This is a genomic window from Krasilnikovia sp. MM14-A1004 (assembly GCF_047159485.1).
Taxonomy (GTDB): Bacteria; Actinomycetota; Actinomycetes; order Mycobacteriales; family Micromonosporaceae; genus Actinoplanes.
Genome location: NZ_AP038773.1, coordinates 5,272,453 through 5,298,309, shown reverse-complemented (window position 1 = coordinate 5,298,309; position 25,857 = coordinate 5,272,453). Strand labels below are relative to the sequence as shown.

Sequence of the window (25,857 nt, the reverse complement as noted above, 5' to 3'; positions counted from 1 at the left end):
GGTAGTGAGGATAACCACGTGTTCGCCTTGGATATGGAGCAGTCCGCCGGCCTCATGCGTCGCGCGCACGAGGCGTACGCCGTCGCTGTCCGTCATCGCCAACCGGCGGCCACTCCGAGCACGGTCCCGCAACGAGCCGACAGGCCACCCGAGCGCCGCATCGATCACCAGCTGCTGCGAGCACTGCGTGCTGTCGCAACGCGACAGGCCGGGCGCGAGGTCTGCCAGGAGATCCAGCAGAAGCAGCCATGACGGCGTGGCTCCTGCTCAGCGCGGCGATCGTGTCCGAGGTGATCGCCACAGCGACGCTCACCGCCTCCAACGGGCTGAGCAGCCGAATCCTGACCCTCGTTACGGCTGCCCTCTACATCGTCAGCTACGTCTGCTTCGCCCGCGCCCTCAAGGCCGGCATCGAGGTCGGCGTCGCCTACGCCATCTGGTCGGGAGTCGGTACGGCAGCGCTGGCCATCATCGGCGCAGCGCTGTTCGGCGAGGCGATGAACGCCCGCAAGATCGCCGCGATCGTCCTCATCATCGGCGGTGTCACGCTGCTGCACCTCACCGGCCGGCCGGAGGCACCGGCCCGAGCGGCCAGCAGTCACGGCAGTGAGTCTTCGCTGACCACCGCGTCCGAGATCGACAGAAGGGCATCACCGTGACCACGGCCCAGCATCAACCCAGCCCCCCGGCCTTCCAGACCAGAGCTGCTCAGGTGCGTGGCACGACTGGGTTTCTTCTGGCTGCGCTGCGCAGGCCCCGCGAGATCGGCGCCATCGCCCCGACCGGCCGGGCCCTGGCGGCACAGGCCGCCGGCCTGATCGACACCGCCCGCATGCCACGCACCGTCGTCGAACTCGGCCCCGGCAGCGGCACCATCACCCGCGCCATACAGGCCTGGTTGCCTCCCGACAGCACGTTCTGCACGGTCGAACGCAACACCGCGATGGCGGCCTACCTGACCCGGGCGTGGCCCGCGCTGAACGTCATCCACGGTGACGCCGCCGACCTGCCCCGCTTGCTCCACGACGTCGGCATCGGACCCGTCGACCTGATCATCAGCGCTCTGCCCTGGTCACTGATACCGCCGCCAGCCCAGGAGCAGATCCTCAGTGGGGTCGCCCATGTCCTGCACCCGCACGGCACCTTCGCCACGATCATCACCGTCCCGGTCCGGCCGCTGCCGGCCACAAGGCAGTTCCGCAGGCGTCTTACCGCGACGTTCGGCGACGTGACGCGCAGCCCGATCGTCTGGCGCAATGTGCCACCCGCACATCTCTGGATCTGCCGCGTGCCACTCAGCTCCGACCCGGCCGACGCCGAGGCGCCAAGGCCAGCAGCAGAACCGGCACCGTGAGGGAATCCAGGCGAGCAGGCACCCTGTGGTTCGCCTTCCACCCAGCGCAGGCGCAGACCGAATTGCTCGCCGCAGCCGGCTTCGAGGTCTACGAGAGGCGTCACACAGGCATCGGCCGGGGCTGGTTTTCGCTGCACTGGGGTCTGTAAAACGAACGGTGTAACTCCTGATCAAGGGAGTAGCACCTGATGACTGACCCAGCGAGCACCGTGGATACTGCGGCGGTGTCGAAGAAGAACAAGCCGGTCGACGACGGTGTGGACGCTGAACTGGTCGGCCGGCTGGTCGAGCAGGCCCGCGCAGCGGGCCTGCAGCTGACCGGCGAAGGCGGTCTGCTGCAGCAGCTGACCAAACGCGTGGTCGAGGCCGCCCTGGACGGCGAGATCACCGACCATCTCGGCTATGACAAGGGCGACCCGGCCGGCAAGAACGGCGGCAACTCGCGCAACGGCAACCGGTCCAAGACCGTGCTGACCGAGGTCGGCCCGGTCGACATCAGCGTGCCGCGTGACCGTGAGGGCAGCTTCGAGCCGCAGATCGTCAAGAAACGCCAGCGCCGGCTGACCGGGGTTGAGGACATGGTGATCTCCCTGTCCGCGAAAGGGCTGACGACCGGCGAGATCCAAGCTCACCTGGCCGAGGTTTACGGGGCCGAGGTGTCACGGCAGACCATCTCCACGATTACCGACCGGGTCCTGGACGCGATGGCCGAGTGGCAGAACCGGCCCCTCGACCCGGTCTATCCGGTGATCTTCCTGGACGCCGTGCACGTGAAGATCCGCGATGGCAAGGTCGCCAACCGGCCCATTTACGTCGCTCTGGCCGTCACCGTCGAGGGCACCCGCGACATCCTCGGGCTTTGGGCCGGCGACGGCGGCGAGGGCGCCAAGTACTGGCTGCAGGTCCTCACCGAACTGAAGAACCGGGGCGTTGCCGACGCCTGCATGGTGGTCTGCGACGGGCTCAAAGGTCTGCCCGACGCGATCGGGCAGACCTGGCCCCTCGCGGTGGTGCAGACCTGCGTGATCCACCTGCTGCGCAACTCGTTCCGGTACGCCGGCCGCCAGCACTACGACGCCATCGCCAAAGCGTTGCGGCCGGTCTACACCGCCGCCACTGAAGCCGCCGCGAAGGCCCGGTTCGGCGAGTTTGCCGAAGCCTGGGGCGAGCGCTACCCGGCGATCGTGCGGCTCTGGGAGAACGCCTGGGCGGAGTTCGTGCCGTTCCTGGCCTTCGACGTCGAGATCCGCAAAATTGTGTGTTCGACGAACGCGATCGAGAGCGTGAACGCCCGCATCCGCCGGGCAGTGCGAGCCCGGGGGCACTTCCCGAACGAGCAAGCGGCGCTGAAATGTGTCTACCTGGCCATCATGAGCCTCGACCCGACCGGCGTCGGACGACGCCGGTGGGCGATGCGCTGGAAACCCGCCCTGAACGCCTTCGAGATGACCTTCGAAGGCCGCCTCAACCCGACCACCAACTAACCGCTGTTACACCGTTCGTTTGACAGGCCCCTGCACTGCCGCCGCGACCGGAGGTCAGATCGGGTTGGGGGCTCTAACGGGCCAGGTCGCGAATGAGTGCTCGGTGCGCTGTTCGTACGGCGACCGGGGGCTGGCGTCCAGACGCTCTGGGGCTACGAGTTGATGAGCTTCACGCCGTCGTGCAGCCGAACCGCGACGTCGTGGGAACCGAGGGCGTCCAGGGCGCGAACTGCGAATGTCTCGCCCATCCGGAGTGCCACTGTGCTGGGTGTCCACCAGTCAGAGCGGCGCGTTCCTCCGTGGTTAGCTGCCGTCCGCCCAGGACAGTGGCTCGGAACACCAGCCGTGGGCTGCGGAGGTCCAGTTTCGACACGATCGGGCAGGGTCCTACAGACCTATCGCCATGCGGGGTGGGGTGGCAGGGTGAACGATGTCCGCCCCGGGTCGATATGGAGCGCCGTGTCGAGGTGGCGTGGCACAGCCTTGGGGGTGGTGATGCCGGAGCAGGACCCCATCGCCTTCCGGCGTGCCAGTGGTGGGGGCGCGGCCAGCGCAGGGCCGCCGTCGCACATCAGCATGGTTCGTACCCGTGACCCTGACGAGCACTATGCGTGGGCCTGCGCCGTCTATGCCGACCATCGGCGCTGGGTACGGCCCCGGGCCCACGGGTTCGAGTTCCATACCGAGGCCGCTGCTCTCGGCGTGCTGACGTCCGGTTATACCCGCTACACGGCGGTGACCGCGTATGCGGAGTGGCCGCCCACCTCCTACGTGATGGGCGCGCAGGTGGCTGCCGGTCGGCACCTGATGCGCTGGCACGGTGAGGAGGTGCGGGTGGGCAAGCGCGGCCTGTGGCTGTTCCCACCCGACGGCGTCACGATAGTCAGTGACTGTTGCCAGTACACCGGTGTGCGCGTGAGGTGGGAGGTGCTGCTGCGGGTGGCCGAGGAGCAGACCGGGCTGGACGGTACGCGGGTCCAGTTCACCGGGCTGCAGCCGATCTCGGCGGCGGCGCAGCGGCAATGGTCGACCACACTGACGTTCGCGCGGCGCGGCATCTACCGCGGTGACCTGGAGCCGCCGCTGCTGCTTGCCGCCGCTGAACAGGCGGTCGCGGCAAGTCTGCTGGCCACGTTCCCGAACACGACCATGATCACCGAGCAGCGCCGGCCTCGCGACCCGGCCACCCCGGCCGTGGCACGCCGGGCGACGGCGTTCATCGACGCCCACCCCGAACAACCGATCACCCTGACCGACATCGCGGCGGCAGCCCGGGTGGTGCCCCGTACCCTGCATCAGGCGTTTCGCCGCCACCTGGATACCACCCCCGCGGCCTACCTGCGCCGCGTGCGGTTGGCCCGAGCCCACGAGGAGCTGATCGCCGCCGATCTGGGCGACGGGGTCACCGTCACGGACGTCGCCGCCCGCTGGGGGTTCGCCGGCCAGCACCGCTTCGCCGCCGACTATCGGCAGACGTTCGGTCAGACTCCGACCCGGACCCTCCGGTCATGAAGAAGCCCCGCATGTCCGGTCACGTGCCCGCCACGGTGGTCGTCCGAGAGCCGACCCGGCACCGGGTCGAGTTCGCCACCACCGACCCGGACCGCGCCCGGACCTATCTCACCGCCGCGTACGACGCGATGCTGACCATCCAGCGCGACCCCGCCACCTACCTTCTCCGCCACGTGCGGCTTGACCCCGGACCGTTTCATCTCGACACCATGGAACACCAGGCGACGACCGAACTCCGTGGTCGCCACTTCATGCCGATCAGCGTGGTACGGGTCCATCGCGGGGTACGCACCGACCTTGCCCATGACGATCGGTTCGGCCCCGGCGACCTCTTCCTGCAAGCCGACACGGACAGACCATGCCACCTGCGGCAGGAATCGTTCCTGGGCTCGCTGGTCGGCCTCGCGCCGCAGGCGATCGCCGAGGCCGCCCGCAACCGCCCCGAGGATCCCCTGCCCCCGCTGTGCTTCACCGCCCGGCGCCCCGCCCACCCCGCGGATGCCGGCCGCTGGCTGCACGTCGTCGATTACGTCAGCGACAGCCTGAACAACAGCCCCGAGTTCATCACCCATCCCCTGATGATCGGGCCGCTGACCCGGCTGCTGGCGGCGGCCGTGCTGACCACGTTTCCCAACACCTGCACCCCCGAGCCGTGCTACCAGGATCGCACCGACGCCACCCCGGCCGCCCTGACCCGCGCGACCGCGTTCATCGACGCAAACGCCGACCTCGACATCAGCCTCATCGACATCGCCCGGGCCGCCCACGTCAGCGTCCACGCCGTCCGGCGCGCCTTCCGCCGCCACCTGGACACCACCCCCATGGCATTCCTACGCAGAGTCCGGCTCGACCGCGCCCACCAGCAACTCCGCGACCTCATGCCCGGCGACCGCGCCACCCTCGCCGACATCGCCGCACATTGGGGCTACCCCGACATAAGCCGGTTCACAGCCGACTACCACCGCGCCTACGGCCGACCGCCCGGCCGGACACCGGATCGCTAGCCGGAACGCGAATGCGCCGCCGCAAGATTGACCCGAGCCGCGCCGATGCGCACGTCGCGCACCGCCCGCAGCGGGCCCTGTCAAGAGGTCGGGCCCGCTGCGTTCGCGTCCAGGATTCAGTGATCTCGGCGAGGACTGCTCACTTGAGATCAGCCCTGGTAGCGGGCGAGGTAGACGTCATTGCGGAGGTTCGTGTCGTCGGCGGTCAGCGCTCCGTCGGTGGTGAACACCACGACGCTCCCGTCCGCCGCGATCGCTGGGTAGTAGGAGGCCCGAGTGTTCGGCGCCTCGCCCTTGCTGACCAGGGTGGTGGTGCCGCCTACCGTGTCCCGGACGAAAATGTCGCGCACGCCGTTGGTGTCGCCGGGAACGAGGTTCGTCGCCTCGCTGTCGAACGCGACGTACCGCCCATCGGCCGACATCGGCGCGCCGGTCACGGTGAGGCCGCTGGCCCTGTCGCCCTGAACGCCGTCGACTCCCACGCTGACCCGGGTCACCGAGCCGGTCGCCAGCTCGATGCGGTACGCGTCAGCGGCGTGGTTCGTGTCCTCGGGCACCATGGCCGTGTCGGTGAAAAGGCTCGCGTACCGGCCGTCCGAGGACACCAGCACGGGGGTTCCCACCTTCGGAATCGCGTAACCGAGGCTCGAGAGCGATGTCGCATTGACCCGAACGGTGGTGTCGGACTGCATGTCGCGCACGTACGCGTTCATGGGGATGAACCGCGGTGAGGGCACGATCTGCCGATCCGAGGAGATGAAGCCGACGTACCGGCCGTCGGCGGAGATGCTCGGAAGGCGGCTCTCCTCGGAACCGGACGTACCGTCGGGCCGGACACTGACCTCGGTGGTCCTGCCGGTCTCCCGATCGTGCAGGAGCACCTTGGACTTCGAGCCGACCGCACCCGGGGCAAGATTGGTCGCGGTCGTACTGTAGGTAACCCACCGCCCGTCGGCGGACACCTGCGGGTTCTGGCTCGAACCGTTCGCCTCGGTGCCATCGGTCGCCACGCTCACCCGGCTCGTGGTGCCGGTCTGCCGGTCGTGAACGAAGACGTCGGAGGCCTTGTTGGTGTCGCCCGGCACCAGATTCGTGGCGGCCGAGTAGAAGGCGACAAACCTTCCATCGTACGAGAGCGCGGCTCCGTAGCTGGCGGCGTTGGCCGGGGTGCCGTCGGTCGCGACACTGACCCGTGTGCTGACTCCGGTACTCAGATCCCGGACAAAGGTGTCGTACACATTGTTGAAGTCCTGCCGGACGATGTTGTTGGCATTGGACCCGAATGCGACCACCCGGCCGTCGCCGGAGACGACCGGGAAGTGACTGGAGTCGCTGGCGGGCCCGCCGTCATAGGCGACGCTGACCCGGGACGCGCCCGTGGGCCCGTCGGCCCAAGCGGCCGGCGTGGCGACCACTGCCGTGGTCCCCACAGCCACTGCGATAGCAGCTGACAATGCGATGCGACGCATCGTGTTCCTCCCCCGTACCATCGATGAACGCAACCCGACCGGGCGGGAGCGGCGTCGAGAGTATCAATATCGATGTACGTCCATGCTCCTGGAGGAGCCCTCCGATCACAGGTCCCTGGACCAGGATGTCGGCTCCCAAACCGTCCCGTGCGATGCGGCCGCGGGGCACCAACGGCCGACCTCAGGCGTGTCCGTGGGAATGACGGCAGCGTGACCAGTCGGGCCTTGTTCGCCTGCGTTCGAGCAGCCAGGATGACCCGTTCCCGACGAGGAGATTGCCCCATGCCCGAGCTGCCCCGCCTGCACCCAGCATCACGCGCCGTTCTGCCGGTGCTCATGGTGGTCGCGTTCGTCGCAGGTGTCATCACCTTGAACGCCGACGGTATCGACCACGACAACCGAAGGGTCTGGGGCCTGTTTTGGTTCGGTTGGTTCCTGGCGGCATTCATGCTCCAGGGGGCTGCCTGGCTGATGCGGGAACATGAGTTGTGGCGCAGGGAACTGCGCGAGCGGTCGGACGCTAGCCGTTGCGAGAATTGCGTCAGCCCGGAAGAAAATGGATAACGGTGCGGCCCGGACGGTTCACCAGCGCGCGGTACGGCGGCTTGCATGATGTCGTCGGATTCATCGGGGTATTCGGCTTGCTGTTCTTGTTGGTCGGATATGTGATCTTCGATTCGAGCTATCTCATGTCCAACGCCTGCTTCGGCACCGGCGGGCAGATGGTCTGCCCGATGCGCGGGCCGGACTGGGCCCGCCCCCTGCCCGGCGCGGCGGCTCTATTGGGCCTGACTGCTGGTCTCGTTGGCATCCTCGCTGGCCGTCCGGTGCGGAGCCCGGCCCTGATTGCCGGCTTCCTGCTGGCCGCCGTTGGCCTGGTGGGCGGCTGGTTGCTGTCGCCAACGTAGTGGCTTTCCGGGCGGCTGGCTGAATTCGCCGTCAGTCCGTCGATGCAGGCTGAGATCTTGGGTTGCCAAGATCGTGTTGGTGCAGAGCTGGCACAACAGGGCGTCGAAGGGCATGACAGTCGATGTCTCGTAGTGCCAGTACGGATGCAGCTCGGGCTGACGATCTGCCCGACATCGCTGGAATCTCGACCGCAGATGGGCGCCTGTGGTCAGGACGTCGAGAGGACATCGACGACGAATCGCAGCGCGCCGGCCGGTTGTCCACCGCCCGGATTCTCCCCATAGGCCATGTCCGCCGGGATGTCGAGTTGGACCCGGCTGCCCACCTTGACCCCGATCAGCCCCTGGTCCCAGCCCTCGATGACGCGGCCGGCTCCGATCGGGAAGCTGAACGCCTCCGAGCGGCTCCAGGAGGAGTCGAACTCCTTGCCGTCGGCGTAGGTGGCGCCGACATAGTTCACGGTGACCGTCTGACCGGAGCTGACCGCAGCGCCCGTGCCCTGGATGAGGGGCGTCGTCGTGAGTTTGGTGAGGTCGCCCGTGCCCGCGGTAACGGTCGGCTTGGTGCTCAGGGCCGGGTCGGCACCCGGGGGCAGCGGCGGAAACGCCGTGCTCGACGGGGTCGTGGTGGAACTGTCGACCGCGCTCGCGGTGACCGAGTTCGGGGGCGACGAGTGTTTGATCCACACGACCAGCCCGACGACCAGGGCCAGCACGAACAGCGCGGCGCCGACGCCGGCCAACGCCTGGCGGCGCTTCTGCATCGCCTGAGCACGCGCCTTGGCGGCTTTGGCCTCGGCACGCTTGTCGGCCTTCGTCCTCAACGGCTGCCCGCCGGCGTCTTTGCGCGGCGTCCCAGCGGCGGCTCGTTTGGCAGCCGCGCTGTCGCGGCTCGTGTCGGGATCGGGCATTTTCTGACAATACGACACCCGACCGGGCGTGTCTGACACCCGGCGCCGGGACGCAGGACGGCGTTCCTCAGTGACGGAGGGGCGGACTTGCGTCGGGAGTCAGTTCGCCGGCCCTTCCTCGGTTCTCGCCAACGCGCCGCGTACTGTGTAAACCGGTTTGCCCTGTAATGCCCGGATAGGATCCGGCATCGTGACGGAGACACCCGCTCTTGATCGGGCCGAGACCGGCGCAGCGGTCTCGGCGCCCCGGGCCGCCCGCGGCCGCCGAACGCGAGGTTCGTCGGCGTGGCCCGCTGTGGTGCTGGTGGTGGTCGTGAACCTGGCTATTCGCGGCGCATGGGTAACCTTCGTCCATCCCACGCCTGTTTCCGACTTCAGTTTCTATTTCGAGTCCGCGCGAACGCTGGCCGAAGGCGGCGGCTACCAGATGCACGGTCATCCGACTGCGTATTGGCCCCCTGGCTGGCCGTTGGTGCTGTCGGTGCTGTTCAGGACGTTCGGCCCGCAACTGTGGGTCGGTCTCGCCGCCCAGGTCCTGTTGACGACCGGTGTGGCGGTGCTGGTCTTCTCACTGACGAAGCGGATCACCGGATCCGTCAGAGTGGGTTTCGTGGCCGCATTGGCCTGGTCGTTGTTGCCGGAGTCGTGGGCATGGACAGCGGTGCTGGGTACTGAGCCGCTGTTCACACTGCTGGTGATGGCGATGCTCTGCGCCGCCGTCCGGCTGCCCGGTTGGTGGCGGGTGTGTGTCGTCGGTGCACTGCTCGGTACCGCCTGCTTGGTGCGTCCGACCGTTCTGCTGTTTCCCGTCGTACTCTGCATGATCGGCATCGCCTACCGGCGGCGGCTGGTGCTGCCTGTCGTCCGGACTGCGGTGATGGCCGTCGTCATGTTGGCGGTGATCGCACCGTGGACCGTCCGCAATTTCGTGATGCTCGGGTCGCCGACACTGGTCTCGAACAATGGCGGGATCAACCTGTGGCAGGGGGTGCACACCGATAACGGCTATTGGTGGTCGCGTGACCCCGTCGCCAATCCGATCGCCTCGGTAAAAGACGAGGTCGAACGTAACGACGCTGCCAAGCGGGCGTTTGTCGGTTACCTTCAGGATCATCCGATGAGTGTTGTCGAGCACGCGCCGAAGAAGATTCTCGGGCTGTACGCGAAGTCTGAGAACGCTTGGATCTACGTGGCCCGTGGGACCGATTGGTCTCAATCGGATCTGCGCCGCCTCATGCGTGTGTCAACGTTGGTCTACTGGGGGTTCATGTTCCTCGCGCTGACCGGGTTCATGAAGGCGTGGAGAAGGTGGCGCTGGCCCACGGTGCTACTTGGAGGGTTTCTGGTCTACTACACCGGGGTTTTCGCGTTCTTCCCGGCATGGGATCGGTTCCGTTACCCGATGATGCCGATCTTTGCTGTTGCGGTTGGAGTCGCGTTGTGCCGGACGGAGGGGACCAGCTTGCCGATTCCTCGAACTTGAAGGGTGTCGCATCCGACCGGCGCTGATGCTCGGGCGACCGTCACGCCGTCGAAGGACTCCGGCGCCCAGGTCTGAGATCCCCGCATCGGCCGGGCTCCGATGGTGGCGCCGTCCACCTCTTTCGCCCGCCTGCGGCCCGGCCCCAGCCGTCCAAACGCCGGGCGGGCGACATCCTCATCCGCCAGATGCACCTCGTCAGCGACGCGGTTGTCGGCGGAGCCTGCGCCGAGCGTGCCCAACGAGATCACCGAAGGCGCCGGCAGCGAATACATAGCCCGCGAATCGCAGCCAGTGGCTGTGGTCGGCCGCGAAGCTGAGACCGATGACGACGTACGCGCAATCTGCCCACCATGCGAACAACCCTCGCTGCGCCGGCGCACCCGTCATCTGGCGGAACGGATCCCGGCCGATCGTGTTCCGAAACGCTGTTCCCAGCCGGACTCGACTGAACTCGCCGCGCTGAACAGTCTCGGCGACTTCCGGCAACAGGGTCCGTACGCTCGCGAATTCCGCGTCAGAGAGGACGGCCACCAGCGGCCGCGAGGCGGCGCGCAACGTCAGCTCGACCCTTCCGGCTGCGCCGTTTGGGGAGATGGTCCATACATCGTCCATTTGTCCGTCTCGCTGCACTGGGAGTGGCCGTGACCATGGAGGGTCGCAGCAGCCACGGATCTTGCCAAGATCGCCGGGCATGTCAAGAGCATTGGGGCCGCTCCGGTCGTATCCGAATCTGCCGCCAACAGCGCGCTGCGCTCGGCGGCGACGGTGGCCAATTCCTCCGCACGGAAAGATGGTTCCGAGACGATGGCCGATTGCCGGCGGAACGGCTGGCAGGATGTCCGGTGTGACGTACCAGGTGCGGCCTCTCGGGCCCGGGGATCAGCGGCTCGCGTGGGACCTCGGCAGCCTCGCGTTCGGGTACCACGAGCAGCCCATGCCGGACGGCTGGGCGTCCGATTCCCCGGGCCGGCGCACGCTCGGTGTCTTCGAGCCGGGCGGGCGGATGGTCGCCAAGGCGGTGGACCGCGAGCAGGGCCAATGGTTCGGCGGCCGGGTGGTGCCGACCAGTGGTGTCGCCGGCGTGGCGACAGCGGCCGAACTGCGTGGACGCGGCCTGGGACGGCTCGTGCTGACCGAGCTTCTGCACAGCGCCAGGGAACGGGGCGCGGTGATCAGCACGCTGTTCGACACCACCCCGGCGCCGTACCGGGCACTGGGCTGGGAGGAGGTCGGCGCGCTGACCTACTACACGGTGCCGACCCGGGTGCTGGCCGAGATCCGCCCCGATGCCGGCACCACCTTGCGACCGGCAACGGAGGCGGACCTCCCCGCGGTCGGCGAAATCTACCGCGAGGTGGCGCGGGCGGGCACCGGCATGATGGAGCGTTCCGGGCCGACGTTCGGGGCGACCCCGGCGCAGCTGCTGGCCGATTACCACGGGTTCACCGTCGCCGTGGACGGCAACGGCACCCTTGTCGGGTACGCCAGGTGGGACCGAGGCCCTGGTTATGACGCGGGCGGCAAGCTCACTGTGGACGATCTGGTCGGACTGACGCCAGAGGCGACGCGTACGTTGCTGGCGATGCTCGGCGGTTGGGCCAGCGTGGCGCCGACCGTCCTGGTCCGGCTGGGCACGTCCGACCCGGTCTGGTCGCTGCTGGCACGGGGTGACGCCAAGCCCGGGTCCACGCAGCCGTGGATGCTGCGTGTCGTCGATGCACCCGCCGCGGTCGCCGCCCGCGGCTGGCCGCGGTGCCTGACCGGCGAGGTCGACCTGGAGCTGACCGACGATGTCTGTCCGTGGCACCAGGGCCGCCACCGTCTGGTGCTCTCCGGCGGGAACGGCCGGCTGGAGCCGGGCGGCGCGGGGACCGTCCGGCTGACACCGCGCGGTCTGGCCTCCTGGTACGCGGGCGCGGCGACGCCGCAGCAACTGCGCCGCAGTGGTTTCCTCGCGGGCGGGGACGCCGACACCGACGAGCTGCTGCGCACTGCGACCGCCGGCCCGGCGCCGACGCTGCACGACTACTTCTGAGCGCTCGTTTCACGGTGACTTCGAAACCACCCCGATCCCGTCGCCATGACTGCCATCTCCGATGGGTATTGGGAAGATTGTTCGCGGTGGAAATAGCGACACCCTCGTCGGAGGTTCCCGTTCAAGGACACTCGGACCACGACGAGGAAAGCAGCGAACATGAGCGACGAGACCGCCACGGCGCTGGCGCAGGATCGGGTCATCGACATCACCACCATCGGGCGCAAGTCTGGCGAACCGCGCCGGATCGAGATCTGGTTCCACCGGCTGAACGGCCGGTACTACATCACCGGCACCCCCGGCCGGCCGCGCGACTGGTACGCCAACCTGGTCGCGCAGCCGGGATTCACGTTCCACCTCAAAGAGTCCGCGACCGCCGATCTGCCGGCGACCGCCCGCCCCATCACTGACCCGGCCGAGCGAGAGGTGGTCCTCGCCGGGCTACTCGCCCCACTCGGCGACTTCACGAGCAGGCCGGGCCAGGAGCACGAGGTCTGGGTGGCAAATAGCCCGCTCGTCGAGGTCACCTTCCCCTGAGGACCATTTCAGCAGCTCGGCACCGTCCCCGGTCAGGCCCTGATCAATCTCGTCCGAGGTCGCCGGTCGCTTCCAGTAGCGGCCGGCGACCTCGGCGTAGTAGTCACGACGGAGACGGTAGGCGTCGGGTGAGCCGACGGGTTCGGCCGTGAAGATCCAAGACCTCATGCCGCCTTCTACCGAGCCGGCGCTGCTCCGGCTACGGAGTTTCGGCACGCTCATCTGCCACTTCGGGCGGGCCGAGCAGCGGCCCGTCGCCGGACCGCTGCGCCCCGTCAGGCATCGTCGGCCAGAACCGCGTCGAAGGTGCGGCGCCCGATGCCCGCCATCAACGGGTTGTCGGCGGAGTGGCAGAGGAAGGCCACAGACAGCACCAGAGCCCAGCCACGTGCACGGATCCGCAGGCCGTCATCGGCCGGATGCTGGGCGGCCGCAGCGTAGGCGTCCCAGAATGTGCGGTGGTCCTCGGTCGGCAGGAGCATCCAGGCGGCGGCGAGGTCGGTGGCCGGATCGCCGGCGGTGATGTCGCCGAAGTCGATGACGGCGCTGACCCGACCGCCGTCGACCAGGATGTTCGCGGGATGCAGGTCGCCGTGCAGCCAGACGGGACTCCGGTCCCAGGTGGGTGCTTCGGCCGCGGTCCGGAACATGCGGGTCACCGCCCGGCCGTCGACCGCGGCGCCCAGCCGGTCCAGGTTGTCGGCGAGCCGTCCGGCCCGGTCGGCCAGGGGAATGCCACGTACGGGGTTGCGCGGCGCCTGCGCCGGTGCGGGCACGTGCAGCGCCGCCAGGAACGCAGCCAGGGTTACGGCCGCCCGGCCGTGGTCGGTCGGCGGGGTACGCCATGCGATGTCCCCGGGCAGGTGCGGCACCACGCTCCACGGCCACGGGTAGCCGGGGCCGGGCCGGCCGAGGCGGACCGGTGCCGGGATCGGCAGGGGGAGCCGCGACGTCAGGCCGGGTAGCCAGCGCTGCTCGTGCCGCACCAGGTCGACGGCGACCACCCGCCGGGGTAGTCGCGCGATGAGGTCGTCTCCGATCCTCACCATGACGTTGTCCCACCCGTGCGCCAGCATCCGGAGGCGACGGCCGGCCAGATCCGGCATCTGTTCGGCGACGAGCCGACGTACCAGTGCCGGGCTGACGTCCACCTCGGCGGGCGGCATCGGTCTGGCGTTCATCGGCGGCGCGGTCCTCGACTGTGCTCCGGGTTACGGCTCGGCGCCATCAATTGTGCAGCTCGCACGCCGACCGGGTGGCTCGTTCGCGTCCGCATCCGGCAGCTCGGCCGCCGAGGCAGGCGATGGTCACTGCGAGGTTCCACCATGCCCGTGTACGAATCCTGTCGTAGCCCGTGGCTATCCTCAGCGCACCATCCCATCGAGGGATCTCGTTGTACGGGGAGAGCAGATGAAGTCCTGGCGCCTCCGCACGCTTGTCACCACCGTGGCAGCCGCCGCGGTTGCCCTGACGATCACGACTCCGGCCGTGGCGGCGCCCGCCGCCGGTCCGGTTCTCGAAATCACGTCGATCGCGTTCGACCGCACGCGGGTCGACGTCACGCAGGATCCCACCGTCGTCAATCTCACGTGGACGATCACCGACCGCGCCGCCAAGGCCCAGCGGATCAACGGCGCGATCGAGCTGCGCCAGTTCGCCGGCGACGAGCAGGTCGGCCAGCCTCGCACGGTCAGTTACGACCTGGACTGGGGCCGCTCGCAGGTCGGGGGGTCCGGGACGGCGCAGGAGTCCACGTACGTGTACGAGTTCGCCGTGCCGCGCTACTCGTCGGCGGCCGACACCGTCTGGCGCGTCACGAAGGTGACCATCGCCGACGATGTCGCGCACGCCCGCACCGTGCGCGACCCGGGTCCGGCCGCGCTCGCCGTGACCCAGCTCGTCGACACCGAAGGGCCGGTCGCCCAGCAGCTCTACTTCGACTTCGACCAGCCGCGTGGCTTCTACGACGACGGTTCGGGCGTGACGCTGCGCTACCGGGCGCAGATCGTCGACGAGTCCGCCTTCCGGCGGGGCAAGCTCACGCTCGCCGGGCCGGAGGGCAAGCGGCTGAGCTCCACGTTCCAGCTCACCCAGAGTGGTTCGCAGTGGTCCTGCAACGGCGAGACGGCCTACGACCCGACCTGGGTGACCTGTCCTGTCGCGATCGTCGTGCCGCCCGGCTCGCCGTCCGGCACGTGGCAGGTGGCCCGGCTCGACCTGACCGACAGCTGGGGCAACACCCGCACCGACACCTCGCCGGAGGGGCCGGCGCCGATCCAGGTGAGCCGCAACGACGTCGTCAACGCGTCGAACTTCGCCCTGACCGAGCCGCAGGTCAACAACTGGCGCAAGCCGGCGTCGACGGCGCTCACGTTCACGCCGCACGGCGCGGTTGGCGGCCTGGCCTCCGTCGACGTCGACCTGTCCCAGTGTTCGCAGCCGTCGCACACTCCGGTGCTGAGTGAGGACGGCACCGTCTCGGTGGAGATCGTCATGCCGTCGGGCTGGGCGAGCTCGTGCAAGATCGACGGGGTCAAGCTGACCGACGGCGCGGGCAACGTCGCGTTCTACGGCACGGCGTACGGTGCCCCCGATCTCGGCCTCACCATCACCCGGGTGCCGGACGAGAAGGCGCCGGTCGTGCTCTCGGCGAAGCTGCCCAAGGCGACGTGGACGCAGCAGGAGACCGAGGACGCGTGGGGCCTCGGCTTCGACGTCACGGTCGAGGTCGACGAGTTCGCCCCGATCTCGGGGTTCAGCGCGACGATCTACGACAGCACGGGAGCTTCGCAGGGCGGAATGTACGGCGGTGAGCACGATGACGGCACCGGCATCTTCCACCTCGCCGTCTCGACCGGCCGACTGGCGCCGGGGCAGTACACGATCGGGTTCTCACTGACCGACGAAGCCGGGAACACGAGCATGTGGGGCTACCCGAACAACGCCGGCAAGCCGATTCCTTCCGGTCCGCTGGTCCTTACCGTGGTCGCTGCCTGAGATTGGCGCTGGGGGCATGCCGGGAGATCGGCAAGCGACCGGGACCGCAGAGTTCGAGGACGACCGCGACCGGGCCGGATCGCGTGGCCGGGCCGGATCGCGTGGCCGGACAGGGTGGGCTCAGGGCGCTTCGCGGTCGCGGTAGGCGCGGGGGCGGGGCTCGGGCGGCGTTCCGGCCACGACCCGGTTGCGGCCCGCGTTCTTCGCCGCGTAGAGGTTGCGGTCCGCGGTGGCCAGCGCCGCGGACTGGCTCCGCGGAGAGGTCTCGCTGACCCCGGCGACGCCGATGCTGACCGTGACGGGCAGGCCGTTCGTTATCCCGTGCCAGTCGAACTCGCTGATCGCGCGCCGGATCCCGTCCAGCTGCCGGGTCGCCAGGATGACCGGGGCAGCGGGCAGCACCAGCAGGAACTCCTCCCCGCCGAGCCGGGCGACGAACCCCTCCGGGGCCACGGCCGCCAGTTCGGTCTCCAGCACCTTGGCGACCTGCACGAGCACCTGGTCCCCGGTGTCGTGGGAGAGCCGATCGTTGATCTGCTTGAAGTGGTCGATGTCCGCGATCGCCACGGTCAGGTCGGGATTCGCGGCGATCAGCGCGGAGAGTTCCTCGTCGACGAAACGGCGGTTCCGCAGGCCGGTCAGCGGGTCGCGGCGTGCCTGCTCCCGGAACCGGCCGGCCTCCTCACGTGCCTCGGCGGTCTCGAACAGCGTCTGCCGGGTCAGCGCCTTCGCCTGCTCCTGCCGCGCACGCAGGCCCTCCTTGGTGGCCACGAAAACCTTCTGCGCGGCGAACGCCTCGGCGAACTGGCCGCGGGCGGCGTGGAGCTCGGCCTGCTCCTGGTGCACCCGGAGCATGAGCCCTTGCAGCTCACGTTCGACGCACAGGTCGCGAGCGGCGTCGAGGCTCGCCTGGGCCCGGTCCATGGCGCCGGATCCGCGTTGGGCACGGGCGAGGTTCAGCAGGTACTCGGCCAGATCATCGGCGTTGTCGCTCTCCCCGGCGTCACGCCGCGCGATGCACACCAGCATGGTCTGCTCGGCCTGGGCGTACTCGCCGTTCTCGATCTGGATCGCGCCGATCGTGTCCAGCTGCGCGGGCTCCAGGTCGAAGCCGTGCTCCGCCGCGTGTTCGCGCATCCGGCCGGCGACCTCCCGGGCCCGCGGGAAGTCGCCGTTCTCGTACTCGGAAACGGCCCAGTTGTTCAGCACCATGGTCAGCTGCTCCCACTGGTGCAGCTCCCGGGCCATGGTCTCGGCCTGGCGGAAACGCGGACGCGCCGCCTCCATGTCACCGAGATCAGCCAGCGCATCGGCCAGCAGCCAGCGGTGCCAGACCTGCATGTACGGGGTGGCGGTCTCGTCGAGCAGCTCGACCGCGCTCAGCGCGTGCTCCAGGCGCTTGGCGGTGTCACCCGTCAGCCGGTTGACGCACGCCCACGCCACATGGGTACGAGCCTGCAGCCGCCGGTCGCCGTGCGCGAGAGCCCACTCGTGGATCTCGTGGACCTCGCGGGTGGCCGCCGCGACGTCGCCGGTCCGCCTGAGCATGTTGGCGTGGAGCAGGCGTGTCCGGACGATGAGATCCTCGTCGCCGAGGGCTGCGGCGCGTCGCTGGAACTCCACGGCGGCGGCGTAACCGGCATCGGCTTTCACGGTGACCTGTTCCTCGAGCGCCTGCACCGCAGCCGACAGCTCACGCGCCATCAACGCGGCCGACTGTTCGTCAGTAGCAGCGCCGTCCATCAAGTCACCCCCAGCCGTTTACCCGCCTCATCGGCCCTGACCGGCCTCGGCTAAAGCATTCGGGGTGCGCCGGCACCTTCCGGGCCACCCCGGGAGCTGCGCTCTCCGCCGCGGTCCCCGGCCCGACGGGTGACGCCGGCAGAACTCGCCGGGGGCGAGCGGTGCGGGCGGCATTCGCCGGGGACGAGCGACGACCGCGGGATTCATCGTGGAGAACGCCTCGCTGTTCAAAGCATCACAAAAGGGCACTCATGCCTAAACGCGACTTTTGGCATGTTTGTGCTCCATCGAGCGGTTCAGTCCTTCCCGTTGGCTGGAGGCTGGCGAGAACTGCCTGACGGCCCCGGCTCACATCGTTGGCGACGGCGGCGAACAGCACGAGCGTCACCGCGAGCCCGGTTTCGACGGACACGACGAAGGTCAGATCCGCGCCGCGTCGGTGCCGTCGAGCGCGACGCGGGTCCGTGACGCCGCCAGCGCGATCATCAGGCGCCTGTGACATCGCCCAGCACGGCGACCGTCCACAGACGCCACGGCGTTCACGCCCTTGACGACAGCGACGCGTCGGGGCGCCGGACACCGGCGGGAGGACGTCGGGGACGTTTGTCGCTGCGCCGGGACAACCGGTGGGAGTGTCCCCGCGTCCTACCTTGGCCATCGAACGGACGGTGGGACCTGAGGAGGATGCGTGGACAAGGGCCTCGAGGAGGCGTTCCAGGGCTTCGTCACGGCCCGCTCCGGAGCCCTGTTGCGTACGGCGTACCTGCTGGTCGGCGACCGGCACTGGGCCGAGGATCTGGTGCAGACGGCGCTGGTCAAGACGTTCGTCAAGTTCGCCGGCATCCGTGATCCCGGCGCCCTGGAGGGCTACGTACGGCGGACCATGGCGACCACGGCGACGTCGTGGTGGCGGGGCCGGCCGTATCGGGAAAGGCCGGTGGACCGGTTTCCCGACCGCGCCAAGGACGGGCCGGGCACCGGCCCGGACGCCGCTGTCGAACAGGATGCGATGTGGACGCACCTGCGATCGTTGCCGGCCAAACAGCGGGCGGTACTGGTGCTGCGCTACTACGAGGGCCTGGCGGAGGCCGAGATCGCCGAGGTGCTCGGCATCTCCCGCGGCACGGTGAAGAGTCACGCCTCCCGCGGTCTCGCCACGCTGCGCCGGCGACTGGGTGAGGAGCGCGACTTGGCCGAGGCGGTGACGTCATGAGCGACGAGGGGCGACCGGTGCGGGATGAGACGACGGATGCGTTCGCGGAACGGCTGGTCGCGACGCTGGAGAGCCGGGCCGGGACCGTCGACGACGGACCCCGATTCGGGGCGGCCGACGTGGTGCGGGCCGGAAACCAGCGGATCCGCCGGCGGAGGCGGGCCCTGGCGGCCGGCGCGGCCGCCGCGGTGGTCGCGGCCGTCCTGACCGGATCGCTGGTCACCCGTCCCACGGCCCTACCGCCGAGCCGCCCAGCGTCGAACCAGCCAGCGCCGAACCAGCCGGCGCCGAACCAGCCCGCGCCGAACCAGCCAGAGCCGAACCGGCCCGCGCCGTTGGAATCCGCGGCTGGTGCCCGGCTGGATCTGCTGGCGGGGAACACCGTGTACCGCGCGGACGGCACCACGGTCGCGCTCGGTCTGGGCGGCGGGCGGGCCGCGAAGGAGGCCGTCCGCGTCCACTGGGGGTGGATCGTGACGGCGGAACCGGCACCCGACGCGATCAGGGAGGTGTGGTTCGTCCCGGATCACGGTACGGCCCGCTCGGTGGGCAAGGTGTTCGGCGGTCTGGCGGTCTCGCCGGACAACCGCGTCCTCGTCGTCGCGCACGACAGCACCCGCGTCGCGGCGTACGAGCTGCCGTCGTTGCGCGAGATCGGGCGGCGGACCTTCGAGGAAGGGATGGGACCCGTCGTGCTCGGGGCCACCGACGACGTGGCCCTGCTCGAAGGGGGCGCCGGGGACGGCACACCTACGCGGGGCGCGGTGTGGGGTTTCCACACCGGCGCATTCACCATCACACCGTCGGATTTCCCGGCCTGGGGTATGTCGGACGACGGCCGGGTGTTGCGCAAGGCCGGTGACTGCGTGGACGTCGTTCCGGTCACGGTCACCCTGCCGCAGGGCCATGCGGGCTGGTGCGGTGCGCAGGGGGCGGCAGCGGTCCAGGGCGGGGACGTCTCGCCGGACGGCGGCTGGGTGTCGCTCGACGTCGGGTCGGCGGACGCGGGGACCGGTTCGACGACGGTGCTGGTCCGTACCTCCGATCTGAGCGCCGGGCGGTGGCGGCCGATACCGACCGGGGGGCCCGCCGGCGCCGAGCTGTCCTGGCTGACCGGCGACGCGTTCGTGCTGGAGACGCCGGAGGGCGGTCGCTGGTGGTGCCGGGCGGCTGATCGGTGCCGCCCGGTGGCCGAACCGCCCGGACTCACCGCCCCGGTGACGGTCATGTTCCGCGGCCTCGGGTGACACCACCGGCAATCGCCCTCCCGGACGGATGCGTTCGGGCTACGCAGATGGGCGTCGGCATGGCAGCGTGGACAGTCGCCGCCGAGATCCTCGCGGCGGCGACGCCCCGCCGGCCCGACCCCGGCGGTGGGGGAGGGGAGGGCGATGAGCGACCCGGACGCCTGGCTCGCCCCCGCGAGCCCCCATGTCGTGCAGATCCGGTCGGCCGGCGGCCAGTTCCGGGGCACGGGCTTCTTCGTCGCGGCGCGGATCGTGGTCACCTGCGCGCACGTCGTCGAGCACGACGACCGGGTCGTCATCGGCTGGGCAGGACCCGACCTCACCGGTCGCGTCCTGATGCGCGACCCGCCCGGCCGGGACGGCAGCCGGTACTACCCGCCGCCGGACATCGCCTTCGTCGGCGTGGAGACGCTCGACAACCCGGCCGCCTACCTTGAGCCCAGCCCCCTCGGCCGGGACGTGGAGACACTGTTCGTCGAGGGGTTCAGCGCCCTCAACCCGACGGGCGAGGTGGCCCTGGAACGCCGCCTGGTGCCGCTGCTCGGCGAGTCGGAGCGGTACCAGCTGCTCAGCGACGCGCACATCGTGCCCGGCATGAGCGGCTCACCGGTCGTGGAGTACGAGGGCTCGGAGAGCGTCCGCGGCATGCTCAAGTCCGGCCGGCTCGCGCAGGGCAGCAGCGCGTACATGATTCCCGCGTGGGAGATCAAGCGGGCGTTCCGGCTGAACCGGGCGGTGCTGCGCTCGCACATGCGTGACCTGCCGCCGTTGATCCGGCCGCGCCCCGGCACGTCGCTGCACACGCTGCTGATGGCGCAGCGCGAGGTGGCCAAACGGTACCCGTACCGGGTGGCCACGCTGACCCGGCGGGAGCCGCCGCCGCTGTCCAGCGTCTACGTCGAGCAGCGCACGCGGGCCACCACCAGCCGCCGCGCCGGGAGACCCGTGGTGATCAGCCCGGTCGAGCTGTTGCGCCGGCACCGTAACGCGCTGCTGGTCGGCGGCCCGGGCGGCGGCAAGAGCACACTGATCCAGCAGCTGGTGGCGATGTCCGCGGACTGGTGGCTGGGCGAGCCGGACGGCGCGGCGGTGCCGCCGCTCGGCCGCGTCGTGGCGGTCCGCGCGGCGGCGCAGGATCTGCTGTCCGGCGGCGCCTGGTACGAGTCGCTGGCCCGCGCCGTCAACAACGACCTGGGCGGGCGGCTGGACGTCCCGTTGGCGGCCGAGCATTTCGAACGCCCGCCGACCCCGGGCGCCGACTGGCTGATCCTGGTCGACGGCCTGGACGAGGTCCTCGACCGCGCGGCGCGGCGCGAGCTGGTCGACGTGCTCGGCTTCCGGGTCGGCCGGTACGGCTCCATGAACCGGTTCGTGGTGGTCAGCCGCCCGCTGGACGACCGGGAGTTCGCCCGGCTGCGCGCCAGCCTCTCCGGCAGCGACCGCACCAAGCGGCTGGGCGAATACGACCTGCGCCCGTTCGACTGGGCGATGGTCAGGACGTTCGCGGGCAACTGGTTCCGACCGCCCGGTGGCGAGCAGTCGCCGGTGGACCCCGCCGATTTCCTCGACGCGATCACCTCGGCGGGCCTGGCGCCGCTGGTCGAGGTGCCGCTGCTGGCCACGATCGCGGCGATCGTGTTCGAGGAGAAACCCACGCTGCCGCTGCCGCTGGACCGGGCCGGCCTCTACGAGACCTTCGTCCGGGTGCTGCTCACCCTGCGGGTGCAGCGTCTCGGCGTACGGGCGGCGTTGCGCGAGCAGCTGGCGCCGCTGGGCCGGCAGGCGGAGGCGTTCGGTGAACGGATCCTCGACGACCGCCTGGCGTGCCTGAGTTTCCTCGCCGTGCAGCAGCTGCGGCACGGCCGGAAACTGCGCGACGCCCTGCCGTTGTGGATCGCCCGGCAGTACCGGCGTACGCCGCTCGGAGTGACCGCCGAACACATGCGTGACCTGCTGGTCGACACCGGACTGGTCGCCGTCTACGGCGACGACCTGGTGTTCATCCACCAGAGCTTCGCGGAGTACCTGGCGTCGCTGGTGCTCGTCGACGAGTTCGACCCGGAGGCCTGGCTGGAGCGGGTGCGCCGGACCGGACCGGACAGCCTCGGCCTGTTCACCCTCGCCGCGTGGGGCGACGCGGGGCACGACACCGGCCCTGTCGTGCAGGCCCTGATGACGCCGGGCGAGAAGGGCGAGTACCCGCACCTGCGGCAGATGGCCGCGATGATCCAGGACGGCGGCGTACTCGTGTCGGGCGACGCCGCGGGGATCATCGAGCTGGCCGAGACGGCCGTACGGGAGGTCCGCGACGCCCCCGAGCGCCGCGTCCTCGACAAGCCCCGGCGCGGACCGACAGAGGAACGTCTCACCCCGGCGGTCGGCGAGGCGCTGCGGGCGATCCTGCAGCGCACCCGGGACACCGCACGGGTGGTCCGGCTGATCGTCGACGAGCGGTTGTCGGTCCGCAAGCGCGCCGAGGCCGCGCGGGTGCTGGTCACCAGCGAGATCGCCGCCGACCACGAGACCGGGCTGGCCGAGCTGATCCGCCTCGCCTACGAGACGGAACTGTCCGACGAGGACCGGTTGTGGGCGTTGTTCGTCATCGTCGATTCGGCGCCGCGCTACGAGCGGCGGCACGCCCTGCAGCGGCTCGTCCAGTACGCCGAGACGGCGCCCGACCTCGGCGTACGGATGCGGGCGCTGGACCTGCTCGCCCGCGCGGGCGAGGCGGCGGCCGGGGGCAGTGCGCTACTGCGCCGGGCCCTCGACATGCGCCGCCCGGCCGACCAGCGCGAGGAGGCCGCCCTGCTGCTCGTGTTCTATCTCGACGACCGCCCACGCGACCCGGCGCGGGCCGGCCGGCTCGATGCGGGCGACGACTTCGAGGCGCGCGCGTGGCGGGCTCCGGCCATGGCGGAGGAGTCGGCCGAGTACCAGCGGCTGGTGTCGTTGGGCATGCGCCAGCTCACCGACTATGGCGTCGAGGCGGCGAGAGCGGCGACCGAGCGGTTCGCCCGGACCCGGCCGATCCCGTGGACCTACCGGGCACAGTGGATCGCGATGCTGGGGGAGCCCACCGCACGGCTCGGCGGTCCGGGCCTGGTCCCCTCGGCGTACGAGCCGGTCGCCTGGCATGCGGCGACGATCCTGGCGGGCGATCCGCAGGAGCCGAGCGCGCGGCGGCTGCGGCTGCTGCTGGACTACGAACGCCGGGTCCCGGACCGGCACCGTGACGTGTATGCGCTGATCTCCGCCTGGGTGCACGACGGGCACCAGCCGTTCCGGTTGCGCCGGGCGGCGCTGGGCGCGCTGCTCGACTACGTCGACCCGGTCGAGGCGTTGGCGCTGGCCGGTGACGCGAGCCTGCCGGTGGCGCTGCGGTCGGAGGCGGCGCTCACCTACGGCCTGCTGGGGCGCGAGCGGGAGGCGGCTCGCGCGCTGCTGGCCACCCTGGCCCGTACGCGGGGCGCGACGCTGCGGGAACGGGCGGGCTGCCTGCTGCGGTGGGCGCTGCTGCCGGTGCTGCTCCGGGTGGAGAAGGACGACTAACCGCCCTGCGGCACGGTTCATGCTCGGCCTGATCGAGGTCATGGTCGACGGCGCGGCGGACCGACGGCCGGGCACGTACTTCCCCAAACGCAACCCGGAACCTCGAACAGTGCCCGCCACGTCACCGCCGCGGCGGCGTGGGCGGGGCGGGCCGGTGCAGAATCGACCGGGCCGGCCCGCGGCACCGGGCCGATCCATCCACACCGGGGAAGCGACCGCGATGACACTGGAGGCGCTGTGAACGTTCAGCTGACGGGCCTGTCCGACACCGTCGAGCTGCGCGGGGGAGTCCACATCCCGCGGCTGGGGCTCGGAGTCTTCCGGGCGGCGGCCGGTGGCGAGACGCGAGCGGCCGTCACGGCCGCGTTGGCGGCCGGGTACCGGCACATCGACACGGCTCGGGTCTATGGCAACGAGGCGGACGTGGGCGCCGGGTTGCGCGCCAGCGGTCTGGATCGCGAGCAGGTCTTCGTCACCACCAAGCTGTGGAACGAGGACCACGGCTACCGGCGGACCCTGGACGCATTCGAGGCGAGTCGCCGGCGGCTCGGCCTCGACTACGTCGACCTGTACCTGGTGCACTGGCCGGTGCCGGGACTGCGCCTCGACACGTGGCGGGCCATGGAGCACCTGCTGGAGTCCGGCCGGGTCCGCGCCATCGGGGTGAGCAACTACATGACCCGCCACCTCGACGAGCTGCTGGCCAACACCGAGCAGCCGCCGGCGGTCAACCAGATCGAGCTGTCGCCGTACAACTACCGCTCGCGCCGCGACGTGGTCGACCTGTGCCGGTCGGCGGGCATCGCCGTGGAGGCTTATAGCCCGTTGACCAAGGGAAGCAAGCTCACCGATCCGCCGCTGGTCCACGTCGCCGGCAGCCACGGTGTCTCCACCGCACAGGTCCTGATCCGGTGGGGGCTGCAGAAGGGACTCGTCGAGCTGCCCAAGTCCACCCGGCCACCGCGGATCGCCGCCAACGCCGACGTCTACGGCTTCGACCTCACCGCCGAGGAGATGGCCACCCTGGACAACCTCGACGAGGGGCTCGTGACCGGCTGGGACCCCACGCACGCGCCGTGAGGCTCCGTGGTGGCACCGCCGTCAACCCAGGACGGACTGCCAGCTGTCCCAGAGGTCGTCCCACCACTGCGTGATCGGGCCGGTGCACCCGGCCGCGGGATTGCGGCCGCAGTACCCGGCGCTCCACAGGATCGTGACCACGAGGGAGAACAGCAGCAGGACGCCGGGGCTGAACCGGCTCAGCCACCGCGCGGCCTGCCCGACGCGGGCGCGCGTCACCCCACGCACCCCCCGGCTGCCGCCGACCGCCCAGTCCCCGATCGCGTAGTGCAGGCCGGTCAGCGGCAGCCGGCACAGCCGGAACAGCCGGGCGAGCAGGAAGTCCACGACCAGCGCCGCCGCGGCGAGCGCGCCGGCGGCCAGCGCGGTGACCGGTACGAGGACGTAGCGCCCCAGCCAGGGCAGCACCCGGCGGACGACCACGCGGGGCACCACGAACACCACCGCCACCACGAGCGGCACCACCAGCAACGTCAGCGCCCGGGCGGGCAGCCGGTCCAGGGTGCCGGGCAGCCACGCGTACAGGCGGTCGAGCAGGTTCAGCGCGTCACCGATCATCGTGGGTCTGTTCGCCCGTGCCCGGCAGGATGTCTCCCATCCGGGTGACCAGCTCGTGGAACCGCACCAGCGCCCGTCCCGCCGGACCGTCGGTACCGTGCGCGGCCAGCCCGTCGCGGGCCAGGCCGCGCAGCTCCTGCAACAGCTGCCCGGGATCGGCGCCGCCCGGATCGGCGGGGTCGGGCTCCTCGTCGTCGGCCACCAGGAGCCGGGCCATCCGGTCCCGGAGGCGGGCGAGGGTCGCGTCGACCCGCAGGTCGGCCAGGCGCACGCCGCCGGGCACGCGGACGCCGTCGGCCCATGCGGCCCGGAGCCTGCCGCGTACCACGGCGGCGGAGTCCACGGCGGTGGTGTCCACGGTGGACGCGGCGGCGGCGATCCGGCGGCGCAGCTCGGCCGTGCAGGCGTACTCGAGATCGCTGACGCGGTGGGCGACCACCGCGACCGGATCGGTGACCCGCCACCGGCCGCCGACCTCGACGAACACCGCCTCCTCGACCTCGAAGACCGCGGTGAACGCGTGCGGCGAGACGTCGATCCGGTATCCCGTGCGGGGGCCGAGGAACACCATCTCCCCGGCGGTGTAGCCGCCCGGGGGCGCGTGCAGGCGCCCGCTGCGGCCACGGAACACCATCGCCGTGCCCGGCGCGGGTACCCGGCAACCGGCCAGTGGGAACCGGCGCAACTCCTCGATGTAGAGGATCGGGTTGTGGAAGCCGTCGGTGTCCGTCGTTCGGACGAGCGGGGAATCCGGCGAGGGCTCGGACAAGTAA

22 protein-coding genes and 1 pseudogene are annotated in these 25,857 nt (G+C 70.4%); 17 read left to right on the top strand and 6 right to left on the bottom strand.

Annotation, left to right across the window (positions count from 1 at the left end; all coding sequences use genetic code 11):
* Nucleotides 1–18: 18 nt before the first annotated feature.
* The 6 genes from ACMCNN_RS22585 to ACMCNN_RS22560 all read left to right on the top strand — a co-directional run bounded on the left by ACMCNN_RS22585 (nucleotide 19) and on the right by ACMCNN_RS22560 (nucleotide 5,354).
* Nucleotides 19–252, top strand: a complete 234-nt coding sequence (locus tag ACMCNN_RS22585; protein WP_412742513.1) for a hypothetical protein — start codon at nucleotides 19–21, stop codon at nucleotides 250–252.
* Nucleotides 249–659, top strand: coding sequence for a DMT family transporter (locus ACMCNN_RS22580; protein ID WP_412742512.1), 411 nt, complete (start codon nucleotides 249–251; stop codon nucleotides 657–659). The genes ACMCNN_RS22585 and ACMCNN_RS22580 overlap by 4 nt, the downstream gene beginning before the upstream one ends.
* Nucleotides 656–1,354 carry a class I SAM-dependent methyltransferase gene (locus tag ACMCNN_RS22575; RefSeq protein WP_412742511.1) on the top strand — a complete coding sequence of 233 codons (699 nt, stop codon included), beginning with the start codon at nucleotides 656–658 and terminating at the stop codon, nucleotides 1,352–1,354. Before ACMCNN_RS22580 ends, ACMCNN_RS22575 begins: the two co-directional genes overlap by 4 nt.
* A gap of 224 nt (nucleotides 1,355–1,578) precedes the next feature.
* On the top strand, nucleotides 1,579–2,838 hold the full coding sequence (locus tag ACMCNN_RS22570; protein WP_412747169.1) for an IS256 family transposase: 1,260 nt from the start codon (nucleotides 1,579–1,581) through the stop codon (nucleotides 2,836–2,838).
* 576 nt (nucleotides 2,839–3,414) lie between these two features.
* Nucleotides 3,415–4,350, top strand: coding sequence for a helix-turn-helix transcriptional regulator (locus tag ACMCNN_RS22565; protein WP_412742510.1), 936 nt, complete (start codon nucleotides 3,415–3,417; stop codon nucleotides 4,348–4,350).
* Entirely contained in the window at nucleotides 4,347–5,354 is a 1,008-nt protein-coding gene (locus ACMCNN_RS22560; RefSeq protein WP_412742509.1) for a helix-turn-helix transcriptional regulator, read from the top strand. Before ACMCNN_RS22565 ends, ACMCNN_RS22560 begins: the two co-directional genes overlap by 4 nt.
* A gap of 149 nt (nucleotides 5,355–5,503) precedes the next feature.
* Here ACMCNN_RS22560 and ACMCNN_RS22555 read toward each other — a convergent pair whose 3' ends face one another.
* Nucleotides 5,504–6,784 carry a TolB family protein gene (locus tag ACMCNN_RS22555; protein ID WP_412742508.1) on the bottom strand — a complete coding sequence of 427 codons (1,281 nt, stop codon included), beginning with the start codon at nucleotides 6,782–6,784 and terminating at the stop codon, nucleotides 5,504–5,506.
* Between the two features lie 321 nt (nucleotides 6,785–7,105).
* Here ACMCNN_RS22555 and ACMCNN_RS22550 point away from each other — a divergent pair, with 321 nt between their 5' ends.
* Together ACMCNN_RS22550 and ACMCNN_RS22545 are read left to right on the top strand one after the other, a co-directional pair.
* Entirely contained in the window at nucleotides 7,106–7,387 is a 282-nt protein-coding gene (locus tag ACMCNN_RS22550; protein ID WP_412742507.1) for a hypothetical protein, read from the top strand.
* A gap of 2 nt (nucleotides 7,388–7,389) precedes the next feature.
* Nucleotides 7,390–7,731: a hypothetical protein gene (locus tag ACMCNN_RS22545; RefSeq protein WP_412742506.1), complete on the top strand. Its 342-nt coding sequence runs from the start codon at nucleotides 7,390–7,392 to the stop codon at nucleotides 7,729–7,731.
* 209 nt (nucleotides 7,732–7,940) lie between these two features.
* Here the strand turns inward: ACMCNN_RS22545 and ACMCNN_RS22540 are convergent, their stop codons facing one another.
* Entirely contained in the window at nucleotides 7,941–8,642 is a 702-nt protein-coding gene (locus ACMCNN_RS22540) for an FKBP-type peptidyl-prolyl cis-trans isomerase (protein ID WP_412742505.1), read from the bottom strand.
* 190 nt (nucleotides 8,643–8,832) lie between these two features.
* On the opposite strand from ACMCNN_RS22540, the gene ACMCNN_RS22535 reads away from it, so the two are divergent.
* The 4 genes and pseudogenes from ACMCNN_RS22535 to ACMCNN_RS22520 form a co-directional block, all read left to right on the top strand.
* Nucleotides 8,833–10,125 (top strand): ArnT family glycosyltransferase, encoded by a 1,293-nt coding sequence (locus ACMCNN_RS22535; protein WP_412742504.1) that lies wholly within the window; start codon nucleotides 8,833–8,835, stop codon nucleotides 10,123–10,125.
* 231 nt (nucleotides 10,126–10,356) lie between these two features.
* Nucleotides 10,357–10,770, top strand: coding sequence for a hypothetical protein (locus ACMCNN_RS22530; protein ID WP_412742503.1), 414 nt, complete (start codon nucleotides 10,357–10,359; stop codon nucleotides 10,768–10,770).
* A 199-nt stretch (nucleotides 10,771–10,969) separates the two neighbouring features.
* The gene (gene eis / locus ACMCNN_RS22525) at nucleotides 10,970–12,160 is read left to right on the top strand and encodes an enhanced intracellular survival protein Eis (protein WP_412742502.1); all 1,191 of its coding nucleotides are present in this window, start codon (nucleotides 10,970–10,972) and stop codon (nucleotides 12,158–12,160) included.
* Between the two features lie 144 nt (nucleotides 12,161–12,304).
* Nucleotides 12,305–12,697: pseudogene (locus ACMCNN_RS22520) on the top strand (nitroreductase/quinone reductase family protein); the annotation flags it as partial.
* A 275-nt stretch (nucleotides 12,698–12,972) separates the two neighbouring features.
* On the opposite strand, the gene ACMCNN_RS22515 reads toward ACMCNN_RS22520, so the two are convergent.
* A complete protein-coding gene (locus tag ACMCNN_RS22515; protein ID WP_412742501.1) occupies nucleotides 12,973–13,878 on the bottom strand; it encodes an aminoglycoside phosphotransferase family protein in 906 nt (301 codons plus the stop codon).
* Between the two features lie 229 nt (nucleotides 13,879–14,107).
* Between ACMCNN_RS22515 and ACMCNN_RS22510 the strand changes: the two genes are divergently transcribed.
* Nucleotides 14,108–15,694: a hypothetical protein gene (locus ACMCNN_RS22510; RefSeq protein ID WP_412742500.1), complete on the top strand. Its 1,587-nt coding sequence runs from the start codon at nucleotides 14,108–14,110 to the stop codon at nucleotides 15,692–15,694.
* Between the two features lie 120 nt (nucleotides 15,695–15,814).
* Here ACMCNN_RS22510 and ACMCNN_RS22505 read toward each other — a convergent pair whose 3' ends face one another.
* Nucleotides 15,815–17,437, bottom strand: a complete 1,623-nt coding sequence (locus ACMCNN_RS22505) for a diguanylate cyclase (protein WP_412742499.1) — start codon at nucleotides 17,435–17,437, stop codon at nucleotides 15,815–15,817.
* Between the two features lie 688 nt (nucleotides 17,438–18,125).
* Here ACMCNN_RS22505 and ACMCNN_RS22500 point away from each other — a divergent pair.
* The 4 genes from ACMCNN_RS22500 (at nucleotide 18,126) to ACMCNN_RS22485 (ending at nucleotide 24,526) form a co-directional block, all read left to right on the top strand.
* On the top strand, nucleotides 18,126–18,650 hold the full coding sequence (locus tag ACMCNN_RS22500) for a SigE family RNA polymerase sigma factor (protein ID WP_412742498.1): 525 nt from the start codon (nucleotides 18,126–18,128) through the stop codon (nucleotides 18,648–18,650).
* Entirely contained in the window at nucleotides 18,647–19,897 is a 1,251-nt protein-coding gene (locus ACMCNN_RS22495) for a hypothetical protein (RefSeq protein ID WP_412742497.1), read from the top strand. Before ACMCNN_RS22500 ends, ACMCNN_RS22495 begins: the two co-directional genes overlap by 4 nt.
* Nucleotides 19,898–20,041: 144 nt before the next feature.
* Complete coding sequence (locus ACMCNN_RS22490) at nucleotides 20,042–23,446, top strand: trypsin-like peptidase domain-containing protein (protein ID WP_412742496.1); 3,405 nt, start codon at nucleotides 20,042–20,044, stop codon at nucleotides 23,444–23,446.
* 237 nt (nucleotides 23,447–23,683) lie between these two features.
* Nucleotides 23,684–24,526, top strand: coding sequence for an aldo/keto reductase (locus ACMCNN_RS22485; protein ID WP_412742495.1), 843 nt, complete (start codon nucleotides 23,684–23,686; stop codon nucleotides 24,524–24,526).
* Between the two features lie 21 nt (nucleotides 24,527–24,547).
* On the opposite strand, the gene ACMCNN_RS22480 is transcribed toward ACMCNN_RS22485, so the two are convergent.
* Together ACMCNN_RS22480 and ACMCNN_RS22475 are read right to left on the bottom strand one after the other, a co-directional pair.
* A complete protein-coding gene (locus ACMCNN_RS22480; protein WP_412742494.1) occupies nucleotides 24,548–25,084 on the bottom strand; it encodes a hypothetical protein in 537 nt (178 codons plus the stop codon).
* Nucleotides 25,074–25,853 carry a hypothetical protein gene (locus ACMCNN_RS22475; protein ID WP_412742493.1) on the bottom strand — a complete coding sequence of 260 codons (780 nt, stop codon included), beginning with the start codon at nucleotides 25,851–25,853 and terminating at the stop codon, nucleotides 25,074–25,076. Before ACMCNN_RS22475 ends, ACMCNN_RS22480 begins: the two co-directional genes overlap by 11 nt.
* Nucleotides 25,854–25,857: the final 4 nt, after the last annotated feature.